The following is an 18448-nucleotide window of genomic DNA, read 5'->3' as shown; positions in this document are numbered from 1 at the left end:
CGCCGTCATAGCGGGGCTTGAACGCGAACTGGAGTCGGGGCGTCTTTCCCAGCGCCAAATGGGCCAGGAACCGCGTCTCGCTGACCGGACCCTGGAGCCTGCCGCCGGCGAAGACGCCGGCCTTGATCACGGCCGATTTCGTGACGGTCAAGGGGCCGGTATACGGCGGGGAATCGGCTTTGGGCGAAGTGCCGTCCAGGGTGTAGCGGATGTCCGGCCGGAAGCTCTCGCAGGTCATGGTCAAAGCCAGGCCGCGCGGGTCCGGAGCCGCGGCTGGCGCTATCTTGACGGCGTAGATGCTGCGGGCGTAGCTGACGCCCAGACGGTCATAACGGCGGAATTGGGACACCATCCGGGCCAGGAAATCCTCCCAGCTTCGTCCCTCGGGGGCCGACCATCCGGCCTCCGCCATGGCGGCGATCCGCGGGAAAGTCATGTATTCGGCATGGGCGGGGGTGGCGACGAACTCGGTCCAGAGATTGCCCTGGGCGCCGATGATGAAGCGCCCTTCCTCGGCCGTCAGGGCCGCCGGGACGGGCTCGAAGGCGTACACTTTGCTCAACGGAACGTAGCCGCCGATGCCCTGGGGCTCGCGCGACGGGTCGCCTTGATAATAATCGAAGTAGCAGTACGAGGTGGGCGTCATGACCACGGCGTGCTTGGCCTTGGCCGCGGCGATGCCGCCTTCCATCCCGCGCCAGGACATGACCGAGGCGTTGGGGGCTAGCCCGCCTTCCAGGATCTCGTCCCAACCCATCAGCGTCTTGCCGCGGGCGTTGAGGAAGGCCTCGATGCGGCGGACGAACCAGCTTTGGAGCTCCTCCTCACTCTTCAGGCCCTCTGCCTTCATCCGGGCCTGGCACTTCGGGCAGAGCTTCCAGTTCGATTTATCGACCTCGTCGCCGCCGATGTGGATGACTTGGCCGGGGAACAGCTCGATGACCTCGGTCAGGACGTCCTGCAGGAAGTCGAAGGTCTCGTCGTTGCCCGGGCAATAGACGTCCTTGATCGGCCAGACGCCGCCGGGCGGAACGGTGAAGGGGCCGCCGCTGCAGGAAAGCTGGGGATAAGCGGCCAAGGCGGCCAGGCAATGGCCGGGCATCTCGATCTCCGGGACCACGGTGATATGCCGGCTGGCGGCAAAGGCCACGATCTCGCGGACGTCGGCCTGGGTGTAGTAGCCTCCCAAGGTGGCCTTCTCCCCGGCTGCCTGCGGCGGCCGGCTGTTCCAGTTCTTATCCTCGCGATCGACCCGCCAGGCGCCGACCTCGGTCAACAAAGGGTATTTTTTAATCTCGAGCCGCCAGCCCTGATCATCGGTCAGATGCCAGTGGAAAGTGTTCATCTTGTGCATGGCCAGATAATCGAGGTAGCTCTTGATGAACTCCTTGGAAAAGAAGTGCCGCGAACAGTCCAACAGCATGCCGCGCCAGGGCAGGCGGGGCTTGTCCTCGATCCGGATGCAGGGCAGAAGAGCGGGGACCGCGCCTGCCGCGACGGCCCGGCCGTAGGCCTCGGGGGGGAGGAGCTGGAACAGCGACTGGACGCCGTAGAACAACCCGCCGGCCTCCGGCGCTTCGATGGAGATCGCCGCCGGCGTCACCGACAAGACGTAGCCCTCCCTGCCGAGATCCTGCCGATCGCTCCGCCGGAGGATGATGACCTGCTGCGGCTCGACGGGCGCGCCGTCGGTTATGGGGAGATCCAGGCCGAAAGCGGAATGCAGGCGTTCGGCCAGATAGCGTCCGACTCCCTCGGCTTCCAAGTCGGCGGCCGGAATCGTGATCCGGGTGTTCGCGGCAATGACGAAGCTCCCCGGCTGACGGACGGCCGAGACGGGCTTGGGAATGATGCTGATCTCCGGCCCCTTGGCCGGAAGCGGGACGATCCGGGGGGAAACGCAGGCCGCGGCGAGCCCGGCGAAGAGGATGAGGAGGACGAGGGAGGACTTGGCTTTCATGCGGCGCTCCTTTCTTGCCGTCCTTATAGCACAAGAATAGGGGGACAGTATACGCAATTCCCAATTTCCCGCGGCCCGTTCGCCGCTCTAGTGCGCCGGAAGCGAGGTTGTCCTTCCGGGCGCCGATCGGGTGGAATAACGGACCATGCACCGCCCGAGACGCCGGCCAAGTTCGGGCTGTTCCGCGCCGACGCCGCGATCTTCGCCGCGGCGGCCCTTGTGTTCTAGGCGGCAGGCACTTCGGGCAGGCGCCCCTGGACTTTCTCCCGGCAGTTGCAAGGCGCCAAGCGTTCCCAGTTTTCGTCCTCGCTCAGCTCGGCGGTTCGGAAGTCGCGCTTGACGGCGCCGTCCTCGATCTCCACGACCCGATCGCAACCGGCGGCGATGTGCCGATCGTGGGTGACGATGATGAAGGTCGTTTGGAATTCCCGGTTGATCCGGCGCAAGAGATCCTTGACCGATTCGCTGGTTTCGCTGTCGAGGTTGCCCGTCGGCTCGTCCGCCAGGATGATGCGGGGGGAGTTGACGAGCGAGCGGGCGATGGCGATCCGCTGCTGTTCGCCGCCCGAGAGGTTATTGGCCCGGTTGTATAGGCGCGGGCCGACGCCGACGATTTCGATGAGATCTTTGGCCCGTTTGACGGCGGCGGCATCGGCCCGGGCGTGCGATATGCGATAGGGCAGAAGCACGTTCTCCAGGGCGTTGAACTCGGGCAGCAGGTAGTGGAACTGAAAGATGAAGCCCAGGGTTCGGTTGCGGAAATCGGCCAGCGCGTCGTCGTCCGCGGTGAACAGGTCGCGTCCGTCGATGAGCAGCTGTCCCGTCGTCGGCCGGTCCAGGGTGCCGATGATGTTGAGCAGGGTGCTCTTGCCGGACCCCGAGCGGCCGATGATGGCCATATACTCGCCGGTCTTGACGGCCAGATCGACGCCGTGAAGCGCCGTCGTCTTCACCGTCGTCCCGTAGACTTTGCCGAGGTTCCGCAGCTCGATATCAGCCATTGCGGATCACCTCGATCGGATTGAGCCGAGCGGCCCGCCGGGCCGGCACGAAGGCGGCCAGCGTCCCGGCCGCGGTGGCGATGGCGACGGACAGGACGACGGCCCCGAGCTTAACCGGGATGGAGGTCAGGCTGGCCGCGTTGTTGGCCTTCTGGATCGAGACGAAGATTTCGACGAGGCCCCAGCCGGCTAGGCTGCCGACGATCGATCCGACGAATCCCAGGACGGCCCCTTGGATAATAAAGATGCGGCCCACCTGGCGCGTCTTCATGCCCAGCGCTTTGAGGATGCCGATCTGGCGGGAGCGCTGGACGACCGAAATGGCCAGGACCGAGGCGATGGCCAGGGTGACCGAGAGCAGGACGAAGAGCTGGATGATATAAGAGGACGAGCCCTGGCCTTGCAGCGCGGCCAGAAGGTCGGCGTTAGCCTCCTGCCAGCTCAGCCATTTAAGGCCGGGGAAGCTTCGGCGCAGGTTTTCCGCCCAGCTCTCGGCGCCGAAGACGTCGGGGACTTGGAGCTCTAGATGGGTCAGTCCTTGATCGAGCCCGAACAGGATCTGGGCCCGGCTGAGGGAAGCGATCACCCAGGTCTCGTTGAGGACTTGGTTCTTGAGGTCGAAGATGCCGTTGATCGGGAAGATGTCGGTGGCGCCGCTGGGAACAGTGAGGCGCAGGGATTTGCCGACTTCCGTCCGCAGCTTGTCGGCCAGGGCCCGGCCGATCAAGATGCCGTTGCCCCCGACCTCGTAGCGTCCGGCGACGAGCCGGCGGCGGATGTCATAAAGCTTGTCGGCCCGCTCCAGATCGAACCCGCGCAAGATGACGGGCAAGGTCTTTTCGCCCTGCAGGATAAATCCCGAGCCCTGGGCCACGGGGTTGATGACCTTAAAGGCGCCGAGCTTGGACAGCTGAGCCTCGAGGGACCGCCACTCCCGGATGGGCTTGATGACGCCCTCGTTCGTGACCACTCGGGACAAGGCCGGGCGTCCCTCGATGGCGGCCGAGCCGGCCGCCGGAACCGTATCGGGCATCGAGGCGGTGATGTGCGGCGAGCGGCCGACCGTATCGTCGACCAGGCTCCGCTGGAGGTCCACGATCAGGGCGTTGAGGAAGACCTGGACGGCGATGCCCAGAGTGATGCCGATCAGGATGAGGGCGGTCTGCATGCGGCCCTCTTTCAGGAAGCGGAAGGCAACGGACAGGCTGAACATGGTCACTTGGCGTCGGGGATCGGCTTGACCCTGGCGCCGTCCTTGAGTCCCTGCGGCAGGAGCACGACGTCGCCCGCCCTCAGCCCGGCCTTGATGCCGAAGAGGCCGTTGCCGAGGTCTTCCACGGTCACGGCTTTGCGGCGGGCTTTGCCGTCGACGGCAGTGAAGGCGAAGGCGGCGGCCCATTCGCGGATGAGAAAGCGCTGTTCCAGCAGAAGGGCGTTCTTGGCCTCGCCGACCATGATCTGGACCGAGACCGAGGATTCAGGCAGAAGCTCGTCGAAGGCGGAGTCCATGATCAGGCGGAGGGCGAAGGTGCCGCGCTGGGTGTCGACGATCGGGGCGATCCGCTCGACTGCAGCGGGATAGGTTCGGCCGGGGAAGGCGGGGGAGGAGACCACGGCCTTCTGGCCCAAAGCCAACCGGCCGAAGCTGGCTTCGTCGACCTGGATTTCCAGGTAGGTTCGGGGCGAAGCCGGGATGAACGTGATGACCTTCTGGCCGCCCGTCACGAACTCGCCCTTGTGAGCGACATGCTCGACGATCCGGCCGTCGAAGGGAGCCCGCAGAACGATTTCCCGCAGGTCGATCTCGGCCCGGCGCAGGTCGTTCTCGGCTTGGGCGACCTGGAGCTCGGCCAGGGTCTTGAGCGTGGTCTGGAGCGCCCGGAGCTGGTTCGCTGCCGACTCGAGGCCGGCCTCGGCCAGCTCCTTGTCCCGTTTGGCCTGGTCGTATTGAAGCCGCGGGATGGACTTCTGGGCCATGAGCTCGGACTGGCGGGTGAAGAAGTCCGTCGCGTAGGAGGCCGTGGCCTTGGCCTGGCGGACCTTTTGCTCCTGATCCCGCAGGTCGACTGTGCCGAGCTTGTCCAGGTTGAGGCGGGCGACGGCCAGGACGGTCCGGCGCTGGGCCAGGGTCGTCTCCTCGACTGCGCTCTCCTGGCGCATGAGCGGCTGGCCGACTTTGACCCGGTCGCCGTCGACGATGAGCTCGTCGGCGACGCGGCCCGCCCGGTTGAATGAGAGCGGAATCGTCTTGTCGCCCACGATCCGGCCGGTAGCCAGGACGGTCTCGATCGCGTCCCGGGATCCCAGGAGGCCCAGATCGGATTTTTATGGCGGCCCATGAGGATGTCCTTTCGCCTCTGACTTTTAGCGGTCTGACTTTAAATAACCTATCGGGAATATGTATTTTATCTGAAAATCGCCCGGCGCGCAACCCGTCCGGCCGGGGTATAATAGGAGCGTGATCAAAGCCACCCCCGAGGACTTCATCGTCGAGGAGCGGGCCGAGCTGCCGCTCGCCCCGTCGGGCCCGTACCGCGTCTACCGCCTGACCAAGTCGGGCTGGACGACGACCGACCTGCTCCGCCGGCTGGCCCGGGCCTGCGGCGTCTCGCCGGCCGCGATGGCCTACGGCGGCAAGAAGGACAAGCACGGCCGGACGTCCCAGTTCATCACCATCCGGGACGGCCGCGACTTCAGCCGGACGGGGGTGGGCTATCGGCTGGAGCTGCAGGGCGCCATGGACCGGCCCATGGGGCCGGATCTTATTCTCGGGAACGCCTTCCGGGTCGTCCTGCGGGACCTTCGCGAGACCGACTCGGTCCAGCGGGCCCTGGCCGAGGTCCGGGCCACGGGCTTCCCCAACTACTTCGACGACCAGCGCTTCCGCAGCTACGACCCGGAGCGCGGGTTTTTCGCCGAGAAGATTCTCCACCGGCATTGGAACGGCGCCCTGCAGGTCTTCCTGACCTCGACCGCGCCCGGGATGTGGGGCCCCGAGAAGATCCGGCGCCGCGAGCTGTTCGACCGCTGGAAGGACTGGCCGCGCTGCCTCGAGCTGGCCAGGGGCGGGGAGGAGCGGGAGATCTTCGAGTTTCTCGTCGCCTACCCCAAGGACCAGGTCCGGGCCCTCCACAAGCTGCCGCAGGAGGAGATCTCGATGCGGTATTCCTCGTTCCAGTCCCACCTCTGGAACGAGCTGCTGCGGTCGGTCGTCCGGGAGGCGTTCGGGAGCCCGGCCGCCGTGGCCGGGGCCGAGGGCGACTATCTCTTCTGGGCCGGCGGGCCGGATGCGGCCGTCGCCCGCTTTTTGGAGCTCGACCTTCCGACCTGCGCCGCCCGCATGGAGTTCCCCGACGATCGGACCCGCGATCTTTTCGCCGGGATCCTGCAGAGCCGCGGCCTGAAGTTCGGCGATTTCCGGACCCGGGCCTTGAGCCGGGTCTATTTCAAATCCTTCCCCCGGCCCGCGGCGGTCAAGCCCGAGAATCCCGCCGTCCTCGACGCCGGGGCCGACGAGCTCAACCGCGGCCGGCGGCGGATGACCCTGTCCTTCGCCCTGCCCCGGGGATCCTACGCCACCATCCTGATCAAGCGGCTCACCCTCGGCGCCTCCGGCTCCGCCCCGCAGGGATGAAGCCCGCGCTTGCGCCCGGGCCGGACTTCGGCCATCATAGGATTCCCGATTTCCGCAACCCGCAAACCGTGAGGTCGTCATGAAGAAGATCGTGTCCCTCGCCGCCGCTCTCGTCCTGGGTGCGGCGCTCTGTCCCGCCCAGGCTCCGGCCGCATTCGAGGCCCGCTTCACCGGCCGGGCGCTCCGGTTCGACATGTACCAGACCGGCGACGCCAAGTCCGAGATGCTGACCATCGACGCGGTCTACGAGGAGCCTCTCTGGCCCGAAACGCGGACCCGGCTCGTCGATCCCTTCAATATCGGCCGCTATATGCTCAAGGTCTACGACGTGGCCAGCAACGCCCTGCTCTACTCGCGCGGCTTCGACACCATGTTCGCCGAATACAAGACGACGACGCCCGCCCTGGAAGGGGTCGTCCGCGTCTTCCAACGCAGCTTGCGCATCCCCGAGCCGCGCAAGCCATTCCTCTTCGTCGTCGAGGGCCGGGATAAGAAAAATATCCTGCACCCCGTCTTCACCCAGGCCGTCGATCCTGCGGATTACCACATCCGGCGGGAGACGCCGGCGGCCGGGGACTGGATCTACGAGGCCGTCGTGGCCGGCGATCCGAAGACGACCCTGGACCTCGTCTTCGTGGCCGAGGGGTACACCGCCTCCGGCAAGGACAAGTTCAAGACCGACGTCGACCGGATGACCAAGATCCTGTTCGAAACGGAGCCCTATAAGAGTGCCAAGGGCCGGATCAGCGTCCGGGGCGTCTTCCGCCCCTCGCCGGAGCGGTCGATGGACGAACCGCGCCAGCGGGCCTACCGCAAGACCGTTCTGGACGCGGGATTCAACGCCTTTGATCTCGACCGCTACATGCTGATCGAGAAGGACCACCGCCTGCATGAGATCGCCGCCCAAGCTCCCTATGACGCCATCATCGTCCTGGTCGACAGCGCCCGCTACGGCGGCGGCTCCATCTGCTTCGACTACTGCGTCACCACGACCGACAACGCCCGCAGCCTGGAGGTCTTCCTGCACGAGATGGGCCACTCCTTCGGCGGCTTGGCCGACGAGTATTACACCAGCGAGGTAGCCTACAACGACTTCTACCCGAAGGGCGTCGAGCCGCTGGAGCCCAACATCACGGCCCTGCTCGACCCGGCCGCCCTCAAATGGAAGGACCTCCTCTCGCCCGGCATCGCCATTCCGACCGAGTACGGCAAGGAAGCCTTGGAGGCCCTGCAGGCCGAGCGACAGGCCCGTCGCAAGGCCGCGGCGGAAGAGATCGCCCGGGCCAAGGAGAAGGGGGCCGATGCCGCCGCGGTCAAGGCCATCCAGGATCGGACCGCCGCGGCCGACAAGGCCGGCCAAGCCAAGATGGATGAGATCCGCAAGACCTATGCCGGCTTGGCCGATAAGGTCGGGGTCTTCGAGGGGGCCGGCTATTCGGCCAAAGGCTTGTATCGAGCTCAGATGGTCTGCATCATGATCGGCAACCCGAAGATCGAGTTCTGCGCGGTCTGTCGGCGGGCCTTGGCGGCCATGATCGATTATTACGCGGAACGGTAGGGCGGCTATGGATGCCCGGATGTGGTGGAAGGAATTTCCCGGCGCCGTCACCGTCTGCGACCGCGACGGCGTCATCCTGGAGATGAACGACAAGGCCCGCGCCGCTTTCGAGGCCGACGGCGGGGCGGCGCTGATCGGGACGAACGTCCTCGACTGCCATCTCGAGCCCTCGCGGACGAAGCTGCGGGCTATGCTGGCCGAGGGCCGGGCCAATGTCTACACGATCGAGAAGCGCGGCCTCAAAAAGCTCATTTACCAGGCCCCCTGCTTCGATGCCGGCGCCTATGTCGGCTTCGTCGAGCTGTCGCTGGAGATCCCGTTCGATATGCCCCACTTCGTCCGCAAATAGGGCCGCCTTGATTTACGGCTTTCAACCCCCTATGATGAGAGCCGTTCCCGGGCGCGCCCGTAGCTCAGCTGGATAGAGCATTTGGCTTCGAACCAAAGGGTCGGGAGTTCGAATCTCTCCGGGCGCGCACTTCTCCCTTTCCCCCATAGATTTTGCCGAGAGTTCCGGGCTCCTTGGTCAATCGGCGAAATTATCGCTGGCGGGCGACTCCGCCGGAACGATCCCATCCGGCGAGACTCGTACTTATAAACAGCACTTATTCTTCTGGTTTCGCTCCGATCGAAGCGGGAAACCGGCTGTTAGCTCCCCGTTGGCCCTGTTTCGGCGCAAAAATCGAGCCTCCGGCATTTGGCGAAAACCGAGTCAGCCTGGCATGAATCCTGCAATTGAAGGGATCGACTCGCCTCAGTGCGAGCCCCGTCCGCTTCAGCCGGGGCGCGGGAAGGCGAGAAAATGTAATGTTGAAAGGAGATCGACATGCTCGAAACGATTCTGGTCATTCTAGTGATCATGTGGGCTTTGGGGCTGTTTGCTTTCCATGCCGGCGGCATCATCCACGTTCTTCTGGTCATCGCCCTGATCGTGCTGATCATCCGGCTGTTGCAGGGACGGCGGGTTCTTTAGCCGGAAAGACATCGCCATGATTCGATCGCTCGTCCGGTCCTCCCTGCTGCGAACGGGGGGAGTCCTGGTTGGGCTCGGATTGATCGCGCCCGGCTTATTTTCCGCCCAGGTCGTCAAATACCAAAAGAATCGGCCGGCTCAAGGACACTTGATTCAGACCGTCCCCTTCGAGCCTTGGCTGGAAAGAAACTATTGCGGGCCGGCCTGTCTGGCCATGGTCCTCAACTACTGGGACGAGGCGCGATCCTTCCGCCAGCGGGAAATATCGGACGAGATCTATGATTCCGGAATCCAGGCGACCTACAACTCCGAGCTGGTCCTGTTCCCTCGGGACCACGGCTATGAGAGCTATTCGTTCCAGGGCGACCTGCGGATCCTGAAGGAAGTGGTAGCCAAGGGCATTCCGGTCATCGTGCTGACCAAAGCCATCAAGCAGATCGCCAAGGGCCATTACCGGGTGGTTATCGGATTCGACGAGCAGGATGACCTGATCATCTTCGACGACCCCTACTTTGGAGACCGGGTGGCCATGTCGTCGCGGAATTTCATGAAAGTCTGGGAACTCGGGGCGGGGCGAAACCAGTCCCGCTGGATGATGGCCGTCGTTCCCGGCGGAAGCCTGTTCCCTTTTCCGGCTTTGCGATCCGACCCTCTGACGGCCATCAACCTGGCCACGGCTTATTACCGGAGGTCGAACTTCATGAAGTCCAGGGAGCAGTGGGAGATCGTCAGAGCCTCCCTCCGCCAAGATCCGTTCCCCTTGACCAGTCTGGCCATGGTCAGCCTCCGCGAAGGCAAGGCCGAGGAGGCGGAAGCCCTGGCCCTCGAGGCCATCGGCCTGGACTCGAAAAGCGCATATGCCCACGATGTCCTGGGCCTGGCTTACGCCAATCAAGGCCGCGTAGCCCCGGCCTATCAGTCCCTGGCTCAGGCCGTGCGGCTGGCCCCCGGGGAGGAATTTATTCGGAGCCATTATCTCCAAGTCCGGTCCCTCTATCTCGAGAAGGCCAGGCTGGAGAACATTCCCAATAAGGAGAAGTCGAATGAAAAGACTCGTTAAGATCGTCAGTTTCGTGCTGATGGTGGCCTGGCTGGCCTCGTTCGCGGCCGCCCAGAAGCCTATGGTTCAGACGGCCGGGACGGGAACGCAGCTCGTCCTCGGCGCCCAGGACGTGATCACGGCCTCCGATGCCGGGGGCGGCTATCTCTCGACGAGAGACATCATCCTCATCGTGATCATCATCCTGGCTCTGGTCGGCTTGGGCGTCCTCCTGTAAGGCGGGCCTCAGGCAGATCGGGCCGGTCGGTTCGCCCCGGGTGCGATGCCTTCGGCGGGCCTGATCGATCGATCCGGTCGCTCGCGCGACCCTGAAGCCCGGAGACAAGGAATTCGGAGAATAAGGAGAAATCGAATGAAAAGAATCTTGAAAATCGTCAGTCTCATGTTGATGGTGGCTTGGCTGGCCTCGTTCGCGGCCGCCCAGAAGCCGATGGTTCAGACGGCCGGGACCGGAACGCAGCTCGTCCTCGGCGCGCAGGACGTGATCACGGCCTCTGATGCCGGCGGCGGCTATCTCACCTCCGGCGATATCCTCATCATCATCCTCATCATTCTGGCGCTGATCGGCCTGGGCGTCCTTGTTGTCTAGGACCATGAGTCCAACGACCAAAGCCGCACCCGGTTCGCCGCCGGGCGAGGCTAAAAAAATGATCCCGTCGGCGAAGCCCGATCCGCGGCCGGCTCATCGAGATTGGGTGTCTCCCGCTTTGGGCGGAGCCACGCTCCTCCTGACCGGTCTGGCGCTGCTCCTCCGTCGTTCGTCCGGGGGCGCGACCGTGTTTGCCCGGAATCCGTTCCCCGCGGACCGGCACGGCTGGGCGATTTATTTTTTTCGAGGGAAGAGGGGAAAGCTCGGGAACAAGTAGACTTTTCGGATGTCCGGTTAGAGGAGGCTTAAGCCAATGAAACTCGTGGGCATTATTCTGATCGTTCTCGGCGTGCTGGCCCTGGCCTATCAGGGTATTCAATATACCTCTCGGGAGAAGGTGGTCGACATCGGTCCGATCAAAGTCACGGCGGATGAGAAGAAGACCATTCCGCTGCCTCCGATCGTGGGCGGTCTCGCGCTGATCGGGGGAATCGCGCTGGTCCTGGCCGATCGCAAGCGATCATAACGGGTCCGGCGGAGACTGGACGGTCCTCTCTTTCGGGGTTGGGCGGGAGAAGGAGAGGACCGGATGACCAAAAGAAGCCCGACTCTTTGCAACAGACGGCGGAGAATGTCCCGGCGGGCCACCGGGCATTCCTCCAAGCCGTGGCCTTGTTGAAGCCCAAGGCAGGCACCCGGATCGCCATCGCTTACAGGGAGTTCTCCCTCTTCCGGCGAGCCGAGGGGCCGTTGGATGCTCGGGTCGGCTGGGATTGACTTTATTCTTTTTTTTAATTAAAATCCAACCAAAATTGAGGTGAGGAAGTCTGATGGCCGAAGTCTTGATTATCGATGACGATAGACTCATCTGCGACTGGTTTTCGAATGTCGTCACCAAGCTGGGCCATCGTTCTTTTTGCGCTCCTTCCCTCGCAGAGGGGCTCCGGAAAGCCCAATCCGACCCGTTCGACATCGTGTTCGTCGACGTCCTCCTGCCCGATGGGAGCGGCCTGGAGATCCTGCCCAAGATCAAAGCCACCCGATCGTCCCCGGAGATCATCGTCATCACCGGACGGGGCGATCCGGACGAAGCCGAACAGGCCATTCAAGCCGGCGCCTGGGACTATTTTGAGAAGCCGGCTTCTTTCGAGGCCATCAAGATCCCCATCCTGCGGGCGCTCGAATATCGGGCCGAAAGGAAATCGGGAATCCCTCCGGTCGTCCTGAAACGAAAAGGGATCATCGGTGATTCCGAGAAGATCACAGCCTGTCTGGAGCTGCTGGCCCAAGCTGCCGGCAGCGGTGTCAACGTTCTCGTCACCGGCGAAACCGGAACGGGCAAAGAGCTTTTTGCCAAAGCCGTTCATTACAACAGCCCGCGGGCCAAAGGCAATTTCGTGGTTGTCGACTGCACGGCCCTTCCGGAAACGCTGGTCGAAAGCGTCCTCTTCGGGCATGCCCGAGGCGCCTTCACCGGAGCCGATCGATGCGAGGAGGGGTTGATCAAACAGGCGGACGGGGGCACTCTTTTTCTGGACGAGATCGGCGAGCTGCCGTATCTGGTCCAAAAACGCTTCCTCCGGGTCATCCAGGAACATCGCTTCCGTCCGGTCGGGGGACGGCAGGAGATTGCCAGCGATTTCCGCCTGGTGGCCGCGACCAATCGGAACCTGGAAAACATGGTCCTCCAAGGTCGATTCCGGGAGGATTTGTTCTTTCGGCTCCGGACGCTGATTATCGAATTGCCTCCCTTGCGGGAGCTTCTGGAAGACATCAAGGAGCTGACGGTCTATTATATGAACTCCCTCTGCGAGCGGTTCGGGATCGTCCCCAAGGGAACCTCCCCGGAATTTTGGGATATCATGACCGAATACAATTGGCCCGGCAACGTGCGGGAGCTGGTCCAAGCCTTGGAGAAAGCCCTGCTGTCCGCCAAAGACGAGCCCATGCTGTTCCCCAAGCACCTTCCGGCGCATATCCGAATTCAAGTGGCCCGAAACTCTTTTGCCAAGAAGCGGGACGAACCCGCCGCCGACAAGACGAGCCCCCGCCCATCCGGCCGGCTGCCCCTATGGAAAGACATCCGGAAGAACGCCGTGACGGCGGCGGAAATTCAGTATGTCAAGGACTTGATGGCTTCCGTTTCCGGAAATGTCGATAAGGCCTGCCGGATTTCCGGCCTGTCCCGCTCGAGATTCTACACGCTGCTTCGCAAGCATCGGATTGCGGAAAAGCCATGATTTCCGACCGTCCGGCAGGCGCAAGCCGGGGCGGCGAGCGATTCCCCTAAAAGGCCGTCGGCCAGGGCGGCTGGCTCTCTCTCCTTTCTTAGGACAGCTAGAGGCTTCCTGAATGAGAACTGAAAGCCTGCCTCTCGCAGCCATTTTAAATAAACCTCGAAAAAACGACTTCAAACGCCTGCGCTTCGAGGATCCCGAAACCGATGGCGTTCAAGTAAAAAAAAAGTTAAAATGAGCGCGGTTTGGGGGGGGAGCGATGAACTTTTAGCCCGCTCCTAAACTGTCCGACTATCGGGGGCGCCTCAACCCTTTATCGCAGCGTGGACGGATAACGGACCCGCACAAACGAAGAGCGCAAAGGAGCATGCGGATGTTCGAAATCCTGATGACCCTGCTGGTGACCCGCAGTGCCCTGGAAATCTTCACCAACGTCCATTTCGGGCCGCTTCAGTTGAACATCCCCTCGCTGACCGGCCTGGCCGTCCTGAGCCTGGCGGCCTGGCTGTTCGTCCGCCGCAAGAAGGTGGCCTGGCATCCGATCGCCACGGGCTGGGTTGTTTGGCTCGTCGTCCTGATCCCGTTCGTATTCCTCAGCTGGCGGAGTTTCGGGCGCGAAGGCTTGATGGCCGCCCGGGAGTGGGTCCGGCTTCTATCGATCGCCGCCGTCTTTCTCCTGGCTTACAATCTGCCCTCCCGGGAGGGCCGGCGTAACGGCCTTCGTCTCCTGTTCTTCGGGCTCCCCATTCCGCTGGCCGCCGCCCTGTACCAATTGATCTTTCGGAAAGGCTGGGTCGTCGGCATGGAATACCGCCTGATGGGAACGCTGTCCCACCCCAATTCGCTGGGGGTGTTCCTCCTCTTCTTCATTGCCCTGACCTACTGGAAGTCCAAGATTTCCCCGCATCCTTTGTGGACGATTCTGATTGCGATCGAGATGATCTTTCTCGTCGGAACTTTGAACATCGGGGGATTTATCATGTTGGCGGCGCTCTGCGCCTGGATCTTCCTCCGCGAGGAGCCTCGCGGAAGGATGGTTGTCCTGGGGCTTTTCACCTTGTTCGCCTTGATGGTTCTGATCAACCGACAAGCGCCGGCCAAGATAAAGACGTTCGAGACGGCGGTTCGGACCAATCGGCCAGCCTTGGTGAGCGACCAGACGACTGGTCCGATCACCCCATCCAAGATCATTCCCGCCGTCAGGCCAAGGCCCATCACCGGCTCATTGGGCTGGCGGTTCGCCAACTGGGACAACCTGATCGGGCTTTGGAAGAAAAAGCCTTGGCTGGGGTATGGTCTGCACATGACATCCCTGATCAATCCCTGGAAGACGGACCAGAAGATCGGGTTTGCGCCCCACAACGACTTCATCCGTTATCTCTTGGAAACGGGAGCGATCGGCCTTGTGGCCTTTTGCGGCTTCATTCTGTTTTCGAGCTTCCAGATTCTGAAGGCGGCCCGGAGAGCGCCTCCGGCCCGCGGTGCGCCTTTGCTCTGGATTCTGGCGGGCGTCTTCCTGGCCTGGCAGGTCGGCAGCTTGGGCGACAACCTGATCTCGACGACGGTTTTCCAGTTCTATCTATGGGCCGCCCTGGGCTTCGCCTTGCGGGAGCAGAAAGACGGGGAGGATCTTCATCCGGCCGACGGATCCCCGCGCCCCGTCTGGACGACGGTCTATCCGATCGACGATCAAGGGGTCAAGATGGGCGGCGTGGAGACTTTCATCAGGCAATTCGTCCGGTCCACGCCCTGCGACGGGGAGATACGGATCATCGGGATCACAGCGAAAAATGGGGGGCTCAAAACAGGGGTTTGGCACTCCATCTCTTTTGAGGACAAGACCGTCCGCTTCCTTCCGGTCCTGCGAGTGGCGGACCCGAACCGGCGGACGAGGATTCCGCTCTTCCTTCGCTTCACGGCCGCGCTCCTTTTCCGGGCGAATCTCCCGGAAGGGGAGGGCGGCCTCTGGCTCTTCCATCGGATCGAGCCCGTGCTGGCTTTCGGGCGCATCCCCGGAACGAAGATTCTCTTTCTTCACGGCGACCCCCGCCACCTCGCCGATCCGCGGTGCGAGAGCCGCTGGCGGCGGATCCGGAGACTCTACGCGCGGCTGGAGCGGCGGCTGATCATTCGGTTGGACAAGGTCTTCGTCGTCAGCCGACCGGCTTTGGAAGCGATGCGGAAGCTTCATCCCTCCCGGTCGAATCGCTTCGCCTTCCTGCCGACGGTTTATGATTCCGCCGTTTTCCGGCTGCGCCCGGATGCGGACCGTAAGGCCCTGCGGGAGCGCTATGATCTGCCGAGGGAAGGGCCGGTGGTCCTTTCCGTTGGGCGGCTGGAAGCGGGCAAGGATCCTCACCTCCTGCTGGACGCGTTCCGGAGCCTGTCGGCCCGTCATCCCGGCGTTCGGCTCGCCATCGTCGGATGCGGAGGGCTGGAGTCCGCGCTGAAGGCGAAAAGCGAGGAGCTCGGCCTCGCGGAGTCGGTTCACTGGTTGGGCCTACGGACTCCGGGCGAGGTGGCCGACCTCATGACGGCGGCCGATGCCCTGCTCCTGACCTCCGCTTTCGAGGCCATGCCCGTGGCCGTGCTGGAAGCCCTGGCCTGCGGCCTGCCCGTCGTCTCTCCCGACTTGGGCGAGCTGAGAAGCATGGTGACGAATGAGACGGCGGGCCTTCTGACCGCCTCGCGGGATCCGGATGAGCTCGCCGCCGCGGTCGCGACCGTATTGGCCCGGCCCCGCCCGGCCGGGGGGGGCGCTTCGCGGGTCGCCGAATTCGCCGCCGATGCGGTCTTTCCGAAGCTGGTGGCGGAGCTCTGGGAAAGGGCCAGGACTCGTGCGGACGAGGCCTCATGAGAATCGGATACGACGCCACATCGCTGTGCCGGAGGATCACGGGAATCGAGTCGTACGCCTTGCATCTCATCAAGGCCCTCCTGGAAAGCGATCGGGAAAACCGCTATACGCTTTTTTTCAGGCGCGAAATCCACCCCCAGCTGGAACCCTACCGGGATCGGGCGGAAATGCGGATCGGTCCGCCCTCGCAGATCGCCTGCGAGCAGCTCTGGCTGCCCCGCGTCCGGCGCCGCCTGGGGCTTGACCTCCTTCATTACCCGGCGTTCCCGCCGGGTCTGCTGACGAGGGCGCCGTTTGTCATGACCATTTTCGACGGGACGATGTGGCGAAATCCCGAATGGCTCTCCTGGAAGGCCCGCGTTTATATGGCGCCGCTGACCCGGCGGGCCGCCCGGCGAGCGGGAATGGTCCTGACGATCTCGAATTTTTCCCGGGGCGAAATTCTGAAATTCACGGACGCGGCCCCGGAAAACGTCGTCAATACCGGAATCGCGATCGCCTCTGCGTTTCGACCGGAGGCGGATCAAGACCGGTGCCGCGAGGTCCGGAGCCGATACGGCCTGCCGCCGGCCTATATCTTGTCCGTCGGTTCTCTGGAACCGCGCAAAAACTTGGGCGCTCTCTTGGCGGCGTTCGCCCGTCTGCGAAAGGATACTCCCGGCTGGAATCGCAAACTGGTTCTGGCGGGCCGCCGGGCTTGGGGAGCCGATCGGATCGAAAAGGCGATCCAGGCGCTCGGCCTGCAGTCGGAAGTCGTGATCGCGGACTCGGTCGACTCCCGCGATCTGCCGGCCGTTTATACGATGGCCGATGTGTTCGTCTTTCCCTCGTTCTATGAAGGCTTCGGGCTTCCCCCCTTGGAGGCGATGGCCTGCGGGACGCCGGTCGTATGTTCCCGAGCGCCCGCCCTTCCCGAGGCCGTCGGCTCGGCCGCCGAGCTCGTTGATCCGGAAGATGTCTCCGCCTTGGCGACGGCCATCCGGAGGGTCGCGACGGAGGAGGCGTTGCGGGCCAGGCTTCGCCGGGACGGCTTGGAAAGGGCGCGGCAGTTCGACTGGGCCGAGGTTGCACGCCGTGTGCAAGGCCTTTATAATGGGCTCGGCAAAAGGCTGAAATAATGGCGTCTCTATTTTCTGTATTTGGCGGCCCTGGAGCTGGTTTCCTTCTCCCTCTCGGAAAAACGCAGGCCCAAGGAAAGATAGGCCCGGATTGAACCGAACGGCAGCCAAAATCCTCACCCTGATCGGCTATGGCCTATTTTTCGCCTGGTTCTATTATCGCTATGTCCCTCTGATTCCCGCCTTCCAGGCTGTGTTGGCGCCGATCCTCGCTTTCCTTTGGATCATGACGGCGGCGGACGCCAAGAAGGGGCTCCTCGCTTTCTGCTTCATCTTTCCGTTGATCAACAGCCTGCCCTACTTTTTCGGTATTGATGAGACGATCCCACATGCCCCCGCCGCCCTGGTCGTCTTTCTGGTTTTCGTCCTAGGCCGATTGACGGGTCGGATCTTCGTCAAGCCGGACCTGGCCAAGGTTCCCCTGGTCCTCTCCCTGAAGCTTCTGGCCGTCTGGGGCGGGATCTCCGCCCTGATCACGTTCCTCCGGTATATGGATTTTTTCCCTTGGGCCGCTTCGGGCATCCACGAGCTCAAGGTCAATGTCGCCGGATTATCGGCGGGCGGAGCTCGCATGAGCGTCGTTTTCACCTCCGCCAGCCTCCTGTCCGGGATCGCGATGTTCGGCTTTTTTCGCCAGGCCTTCGCCGATCCATCGCTCAAGAAACGGCTGGTGAACACGCTGACCCTGTCCGCCTCGGTTTCGTTCCTGTTCGGCTACTTTCAAAGCTTCCAGTCCGTCGTCCCCGGCAGTACCCCGTATTGGAACAAGCTCGAACAGATCAACGCCACGTTCAAGGATCCCAATTCGCTCGCCGCCTTTATTGCCGGGTTCGTCCCTCTGGTGATCGTCTACGCCTTGGGCCAGTCCGGGGTTAAGCACGCGTTATTAGTCATCCTCGGAGGCCTGGGGTTGGGATTGCTGCCCCTATCGGGATCGCGCAGCGGAATGGCGGCCATCGCCGTTGCCGCCGCGGTGTTCGTGATGGGTGTGCTCGTGGGGGCGGGGAAAGCGCTGCGCAAAAGGGTGGCCTTTCATGTGGCCGGATTCCTCCTGTTCTTTGTCGCCTGGAATATCGTGGCGGTCCCCAATTCCGCGCTGTCCCTGCGGATCGGCTGGAGCATCTATCAGCTCAAGGAAATGAAGCCCCCGGCCGATCCTCAGATCCAGGGGGGAGGGCAGACCCCGGCCGATTCTCAGGCCCGGGAACAGGTGGATATCGGCGATTTCTTCAATAAAAGGCTGATCCTTTGGTCTGCGGCCGGAGCCATGTTCCGGACGGCCCCGCTGACCGGCGTCGGGCTGGGCGCTTTCATCGTGACCTTTCCCGATTATCTGAAAGAGCGGGGTTGGACTAAGGGCTTCAGCGATTCGGCCCTGAACCTGGCTTTTCAGATCGGGGCCGAGACAGGTCTCGTCGGCCTCATCTTTTCTCTGGCTTTTTTGGTCGGGCTGGTCGGCCG

General features: G+C 63.2%; 17 protein-coding genes and 1 tRNA gene. 14 read left to right on the top strand and 4 right to left on the bottom strand.

The features are described from left to right. From NTZ26_13645 to NTZ26_13630, 4 genes are all read right to left on the bottom strand, one after another. Positions 1–1960, bottom strand: a 1960-nt coding sequence (locus NTZ26_13645; protein MCX6561544.1) for a family 20 glycosylhydrolase, incomplete at its 3' end; no start/stop codon positions are given. Between the two features lie 224 nt (positions 1961–2184). Continuing rightward, positions 2185–2961 carry an ABC transporter ATP-binding protein gene (locus NTZ26_13640; protein MCX6561543.1) on the bottom strand — a complete coding sequence of 259 codons (777 nt, stop codon included), beginning with the start codon at positions 2959–2961 and terminating at the stop codon, positions 2185–2187. Next, on the bottom strand, positions 2954–4174 hold the full coding sequence (locus NTZ26_13635; GenBank protein ID MCX6561542.1) for an FtsX-like permease family protein: 1221 nt from the start codon (positions 4172–4174) through the stop codon (positions 2954–2956). The genes NTZ26_13640 and NTZ26_13635 overlap by 8 nt, the downstream gene beginning before the upstream one ends. A gap of 2 nt (positions 4175–4176) precedes the next feature. Continuing rightward, positions 4177–5220, bottom strand: coding sequence for an efflux RND transporter periplasmic adaptor subunit (locus NTZ26_13630; GenBank protein MCX6561541.1), 1044 nt, complete (start codon positions 5218–5220; stop codon positions 4177–4179). Between the two features lie 199 nt (positions 5221–5419). Here NTZ26_13630 and truD point away from each other — a divergent pair, with 199 nt between their 5' ends. The 14 genes from truD to NTZ26_13560 form a co-directional block, all read left to right on the top strand. Then, complete coding sequence (gene truD / locus NTZ26_13625; GenBank protein MCX6561540.1) at positions 5420–6595, top strand: tRNA pseudouridine(13) synthase TruD; 1176 nt, start codon at positions 5420–5422, stop codon at positions 6593–6595. 79 nt (positions 6596–6674) lie between these two features. Next, on the top strand, positions 6675–8153 hold the full coding sequence (locus NTZ26_13620) for a M64 family metallo-endopeptidase (protein MCX6561539.1): 1479 nt from the start codon (positions 6675–6677) through the stop codon (positions 8151–8153). Positions 8154–8160: 7 nt separating this feature from the next. Then, positions 8161–8502, top strand: a complete 342-nt coding sequence (locus NTZ26_13615; protein MCX6561538.1) for a diguanylate cyclase — start codon at positions 8161–8163, stop codon at positions 8500–8502. 53 nt (positions 8503–8555) lie between these two features. Then, positions 8556–8629: transfer RNA gene (locus NTZ26_13610), tRNA-Arg, on the top strand. A gap of 350 nt (positions 8630–8979) precedes the next feature. Next, positions 8980–9126 (top strand): lmo0937 family membrane protein, encoded by a 147-nt coding sequence (locus NTZ26_13605; protein MCX6561537.1) that lies wholly within the window; start codon positions 8980–8982, stop codon positions 9124–9126. 16 nt (positions 9127–9142) lie between these two features. Continuing rightward, a complete protein-coding gene (locus NTZ26_13600; protein ID MCX6561536.1) occupies positions 9143–10186 on the top strand; it encodes a C39 family peptidase in 1044 nt (347 codons plus the stop codon). Then, on the top strand, positions 10170–10403 hold the full coding sequence (locus tag NTZ26_13595; GenBank protein ID MCX6561535.1) for a hypothetical protein: 234 nt from the start codon (positions 10170–10172) through the stop codon (positions 10401–10403). Before NTZ26_13600 ends, NTZ26_13595 begins: the two co-directional genes overlap by 17 nt. 135 nt (positions 10404–10538) lie before the next feature. Further along, positions 10539–10775 carry a hypothetical protein gene (locus NTZ26_13590; protein ID MCX6561534.1) on the top strand — a complete coding sequence of 79 codons (237 nt, stop codon included), beginning with the start codon at positions 10539–10541 and terminating at the stop codon, positions 10773–10775. A 313-nt stretch (positions 10776–11088) separates the two neighbouring features. Next, positions 11089–11301, top strand: a complete 213-nt coding sequence (locus tag NTZ26_13585; protein ID MCX6561533.1) for a DUF3185 domain-containing protein — start codon at positions 11089–11091, stop codon at positions 11299–11301. Between the two features lie 86 nt (positions 11302–11387). Beyond that, positions 11388–11552: a hypothetical protein gene (locus tag NTZ26_13580; protein MCX6561532.1), complete on the top strand. Its 165-nt coding sequence runs from the start codon at positions 11388–11390 to the stop codon at positions 11550–11552. Positions 11553–11605: 53 nt separating this feature from the next. Continuing rightward, positions 11606–13015, top strand: a complete 1410-nt coding sequence (locus NTZ26_13575; GenBank protein MCX6561531.1) for a sigma-54 dependent transcriptional regulator — start codon at positions 11606–11608, stop codon at positions 13013–13015. 370 nt (positions 13016–13385) lie between these two features. Then, on the top strand, positions 13386–15869 hold the full coding sequence (locus NTZ26_13570; GenBank protein ID MCX6561530.1) for a glycosyltransferase: 2484 nt from the start codon (positions 13386–13388) through the stop codon (positions 15867–15869). Next, positions 15866–16987 (top strand): glycosyltransferase family 1 protein, encoded by a 1122-nt coding sequence (locus NTZ26_13565; GenBank protein ID MCX6561529.1) that lies wholly within the window; start codon positions 15866–15868, stop codon positions 16985–16987. The genes NTZ26_13570 and NTZ26_13565 overlap by 4 nt, the downstream gene beginning before the upstream one ends. Positions 16988–17078: 91 nt before the next feature. Further along, positions 17079–18448: O-antigen ligase family protein (locus NTZ26_13560; GenBank protein ID MCX6561528.1), on the top strand; the 1370-nt coding region annotated here is incomplete at its 3' end.

This window comes from Candidatus Aminicenantes bacterium (genome assembly GCA_026393855.1).
GTDB lineage: Bacteria > Acidobacteriota > Aminicenantia > Aminicenantales > UBA4085 > UBA4085.
Note: the sequence above shows the minus strand (reverse complement) of the source record. Positions and strands in the feature narration are given on the sequence as shown.

Bases quoted from the DNA above. Each gene is read 5' to 3' on its own strand.
- NTZ26_13570 (MCX6561530.1), top strand. From the start codon at position 13,386: ATGTTCGAAATCCTGATGACCCTGCTGGTGACCCGCAGTGCCCTGGAA.
- NTZ26_13575 (MCX6561531.1), top strand. From the start codon at position 11,606: ATGGCCGAAGTCTTGATTATCGATGACGATAGACTCATCTGCGACTGG.
- NTZ26_13585 (MCX6561533.1), top strand. From the start codon at position 11,089: ATGAAACTCGTGGGCATTATTCTGATCGTTCTCGGCGTGCTGGCCCTG.
- NTZ26_13620 (MCX6561539.1), top strand. From the start codon at position 6,675: ATGAAGAAGATCGTGTCCCTCGCCGCCGCTCTCGTCCTGGGTGCGGCG.
- NTZ26_13615 (MCX6561538.1), top strand. From the start codon at position 8,161: ATGGATGCCCGGATGTGGTGGAAGGAATTTCCCGGCGCCGTCACCGTC.
- NTZ26_13605 (MCX6561537.1), top strand. From the start codon at position 8,980: ATGCTCGAAACGATTCTGGTCATTCTAGTGATCATGTGGGCTTTGGGG.
- NTZ26_13635 (MCX6561542.1), bottom strand. From the start codon at position 4,174: ATGTTCAGCCTGTCCGTTGCCTTCCGCTTCCTGAAAGAGGGCCGCATG.
- NTZ26_13595 (MCX6561535.1), top strand. From the start codon at position 10,170: ATGAAAAGACTCGTTAAGATCGTCAGTTTCGTGCTGATGGTGGCCTGG.
- NTZ26_13565 (MCX6561529.1), top strand. From the start codon at position 15,866: ATGAGAATCGGATACGACGCCACATCGCTGTGCCGGAGGATCACGGGA.
- NTZ26_13600 (MCX6561536.1), top strand. From the start codon at position 9,143: ATGATTCGATCGCTCGTCCGGTCCTCCCTGCTGCGAACGGGGGGAGTC.
- NTZ26_13590 (MCX6561534.1), top strand. From the start codon at position 10,539: ATGAAAAGAATCTTGAAAATCGTCAGTCTCATGTTGATGGTGGCTTGG.
- NTZ26_13640 (MCX6561543.1), bottom strand. From the start codon at position 2,961: ATGGCTGATATCGAGCTGCGGAACCTCGGCAAAGTCTACGGGACGACG.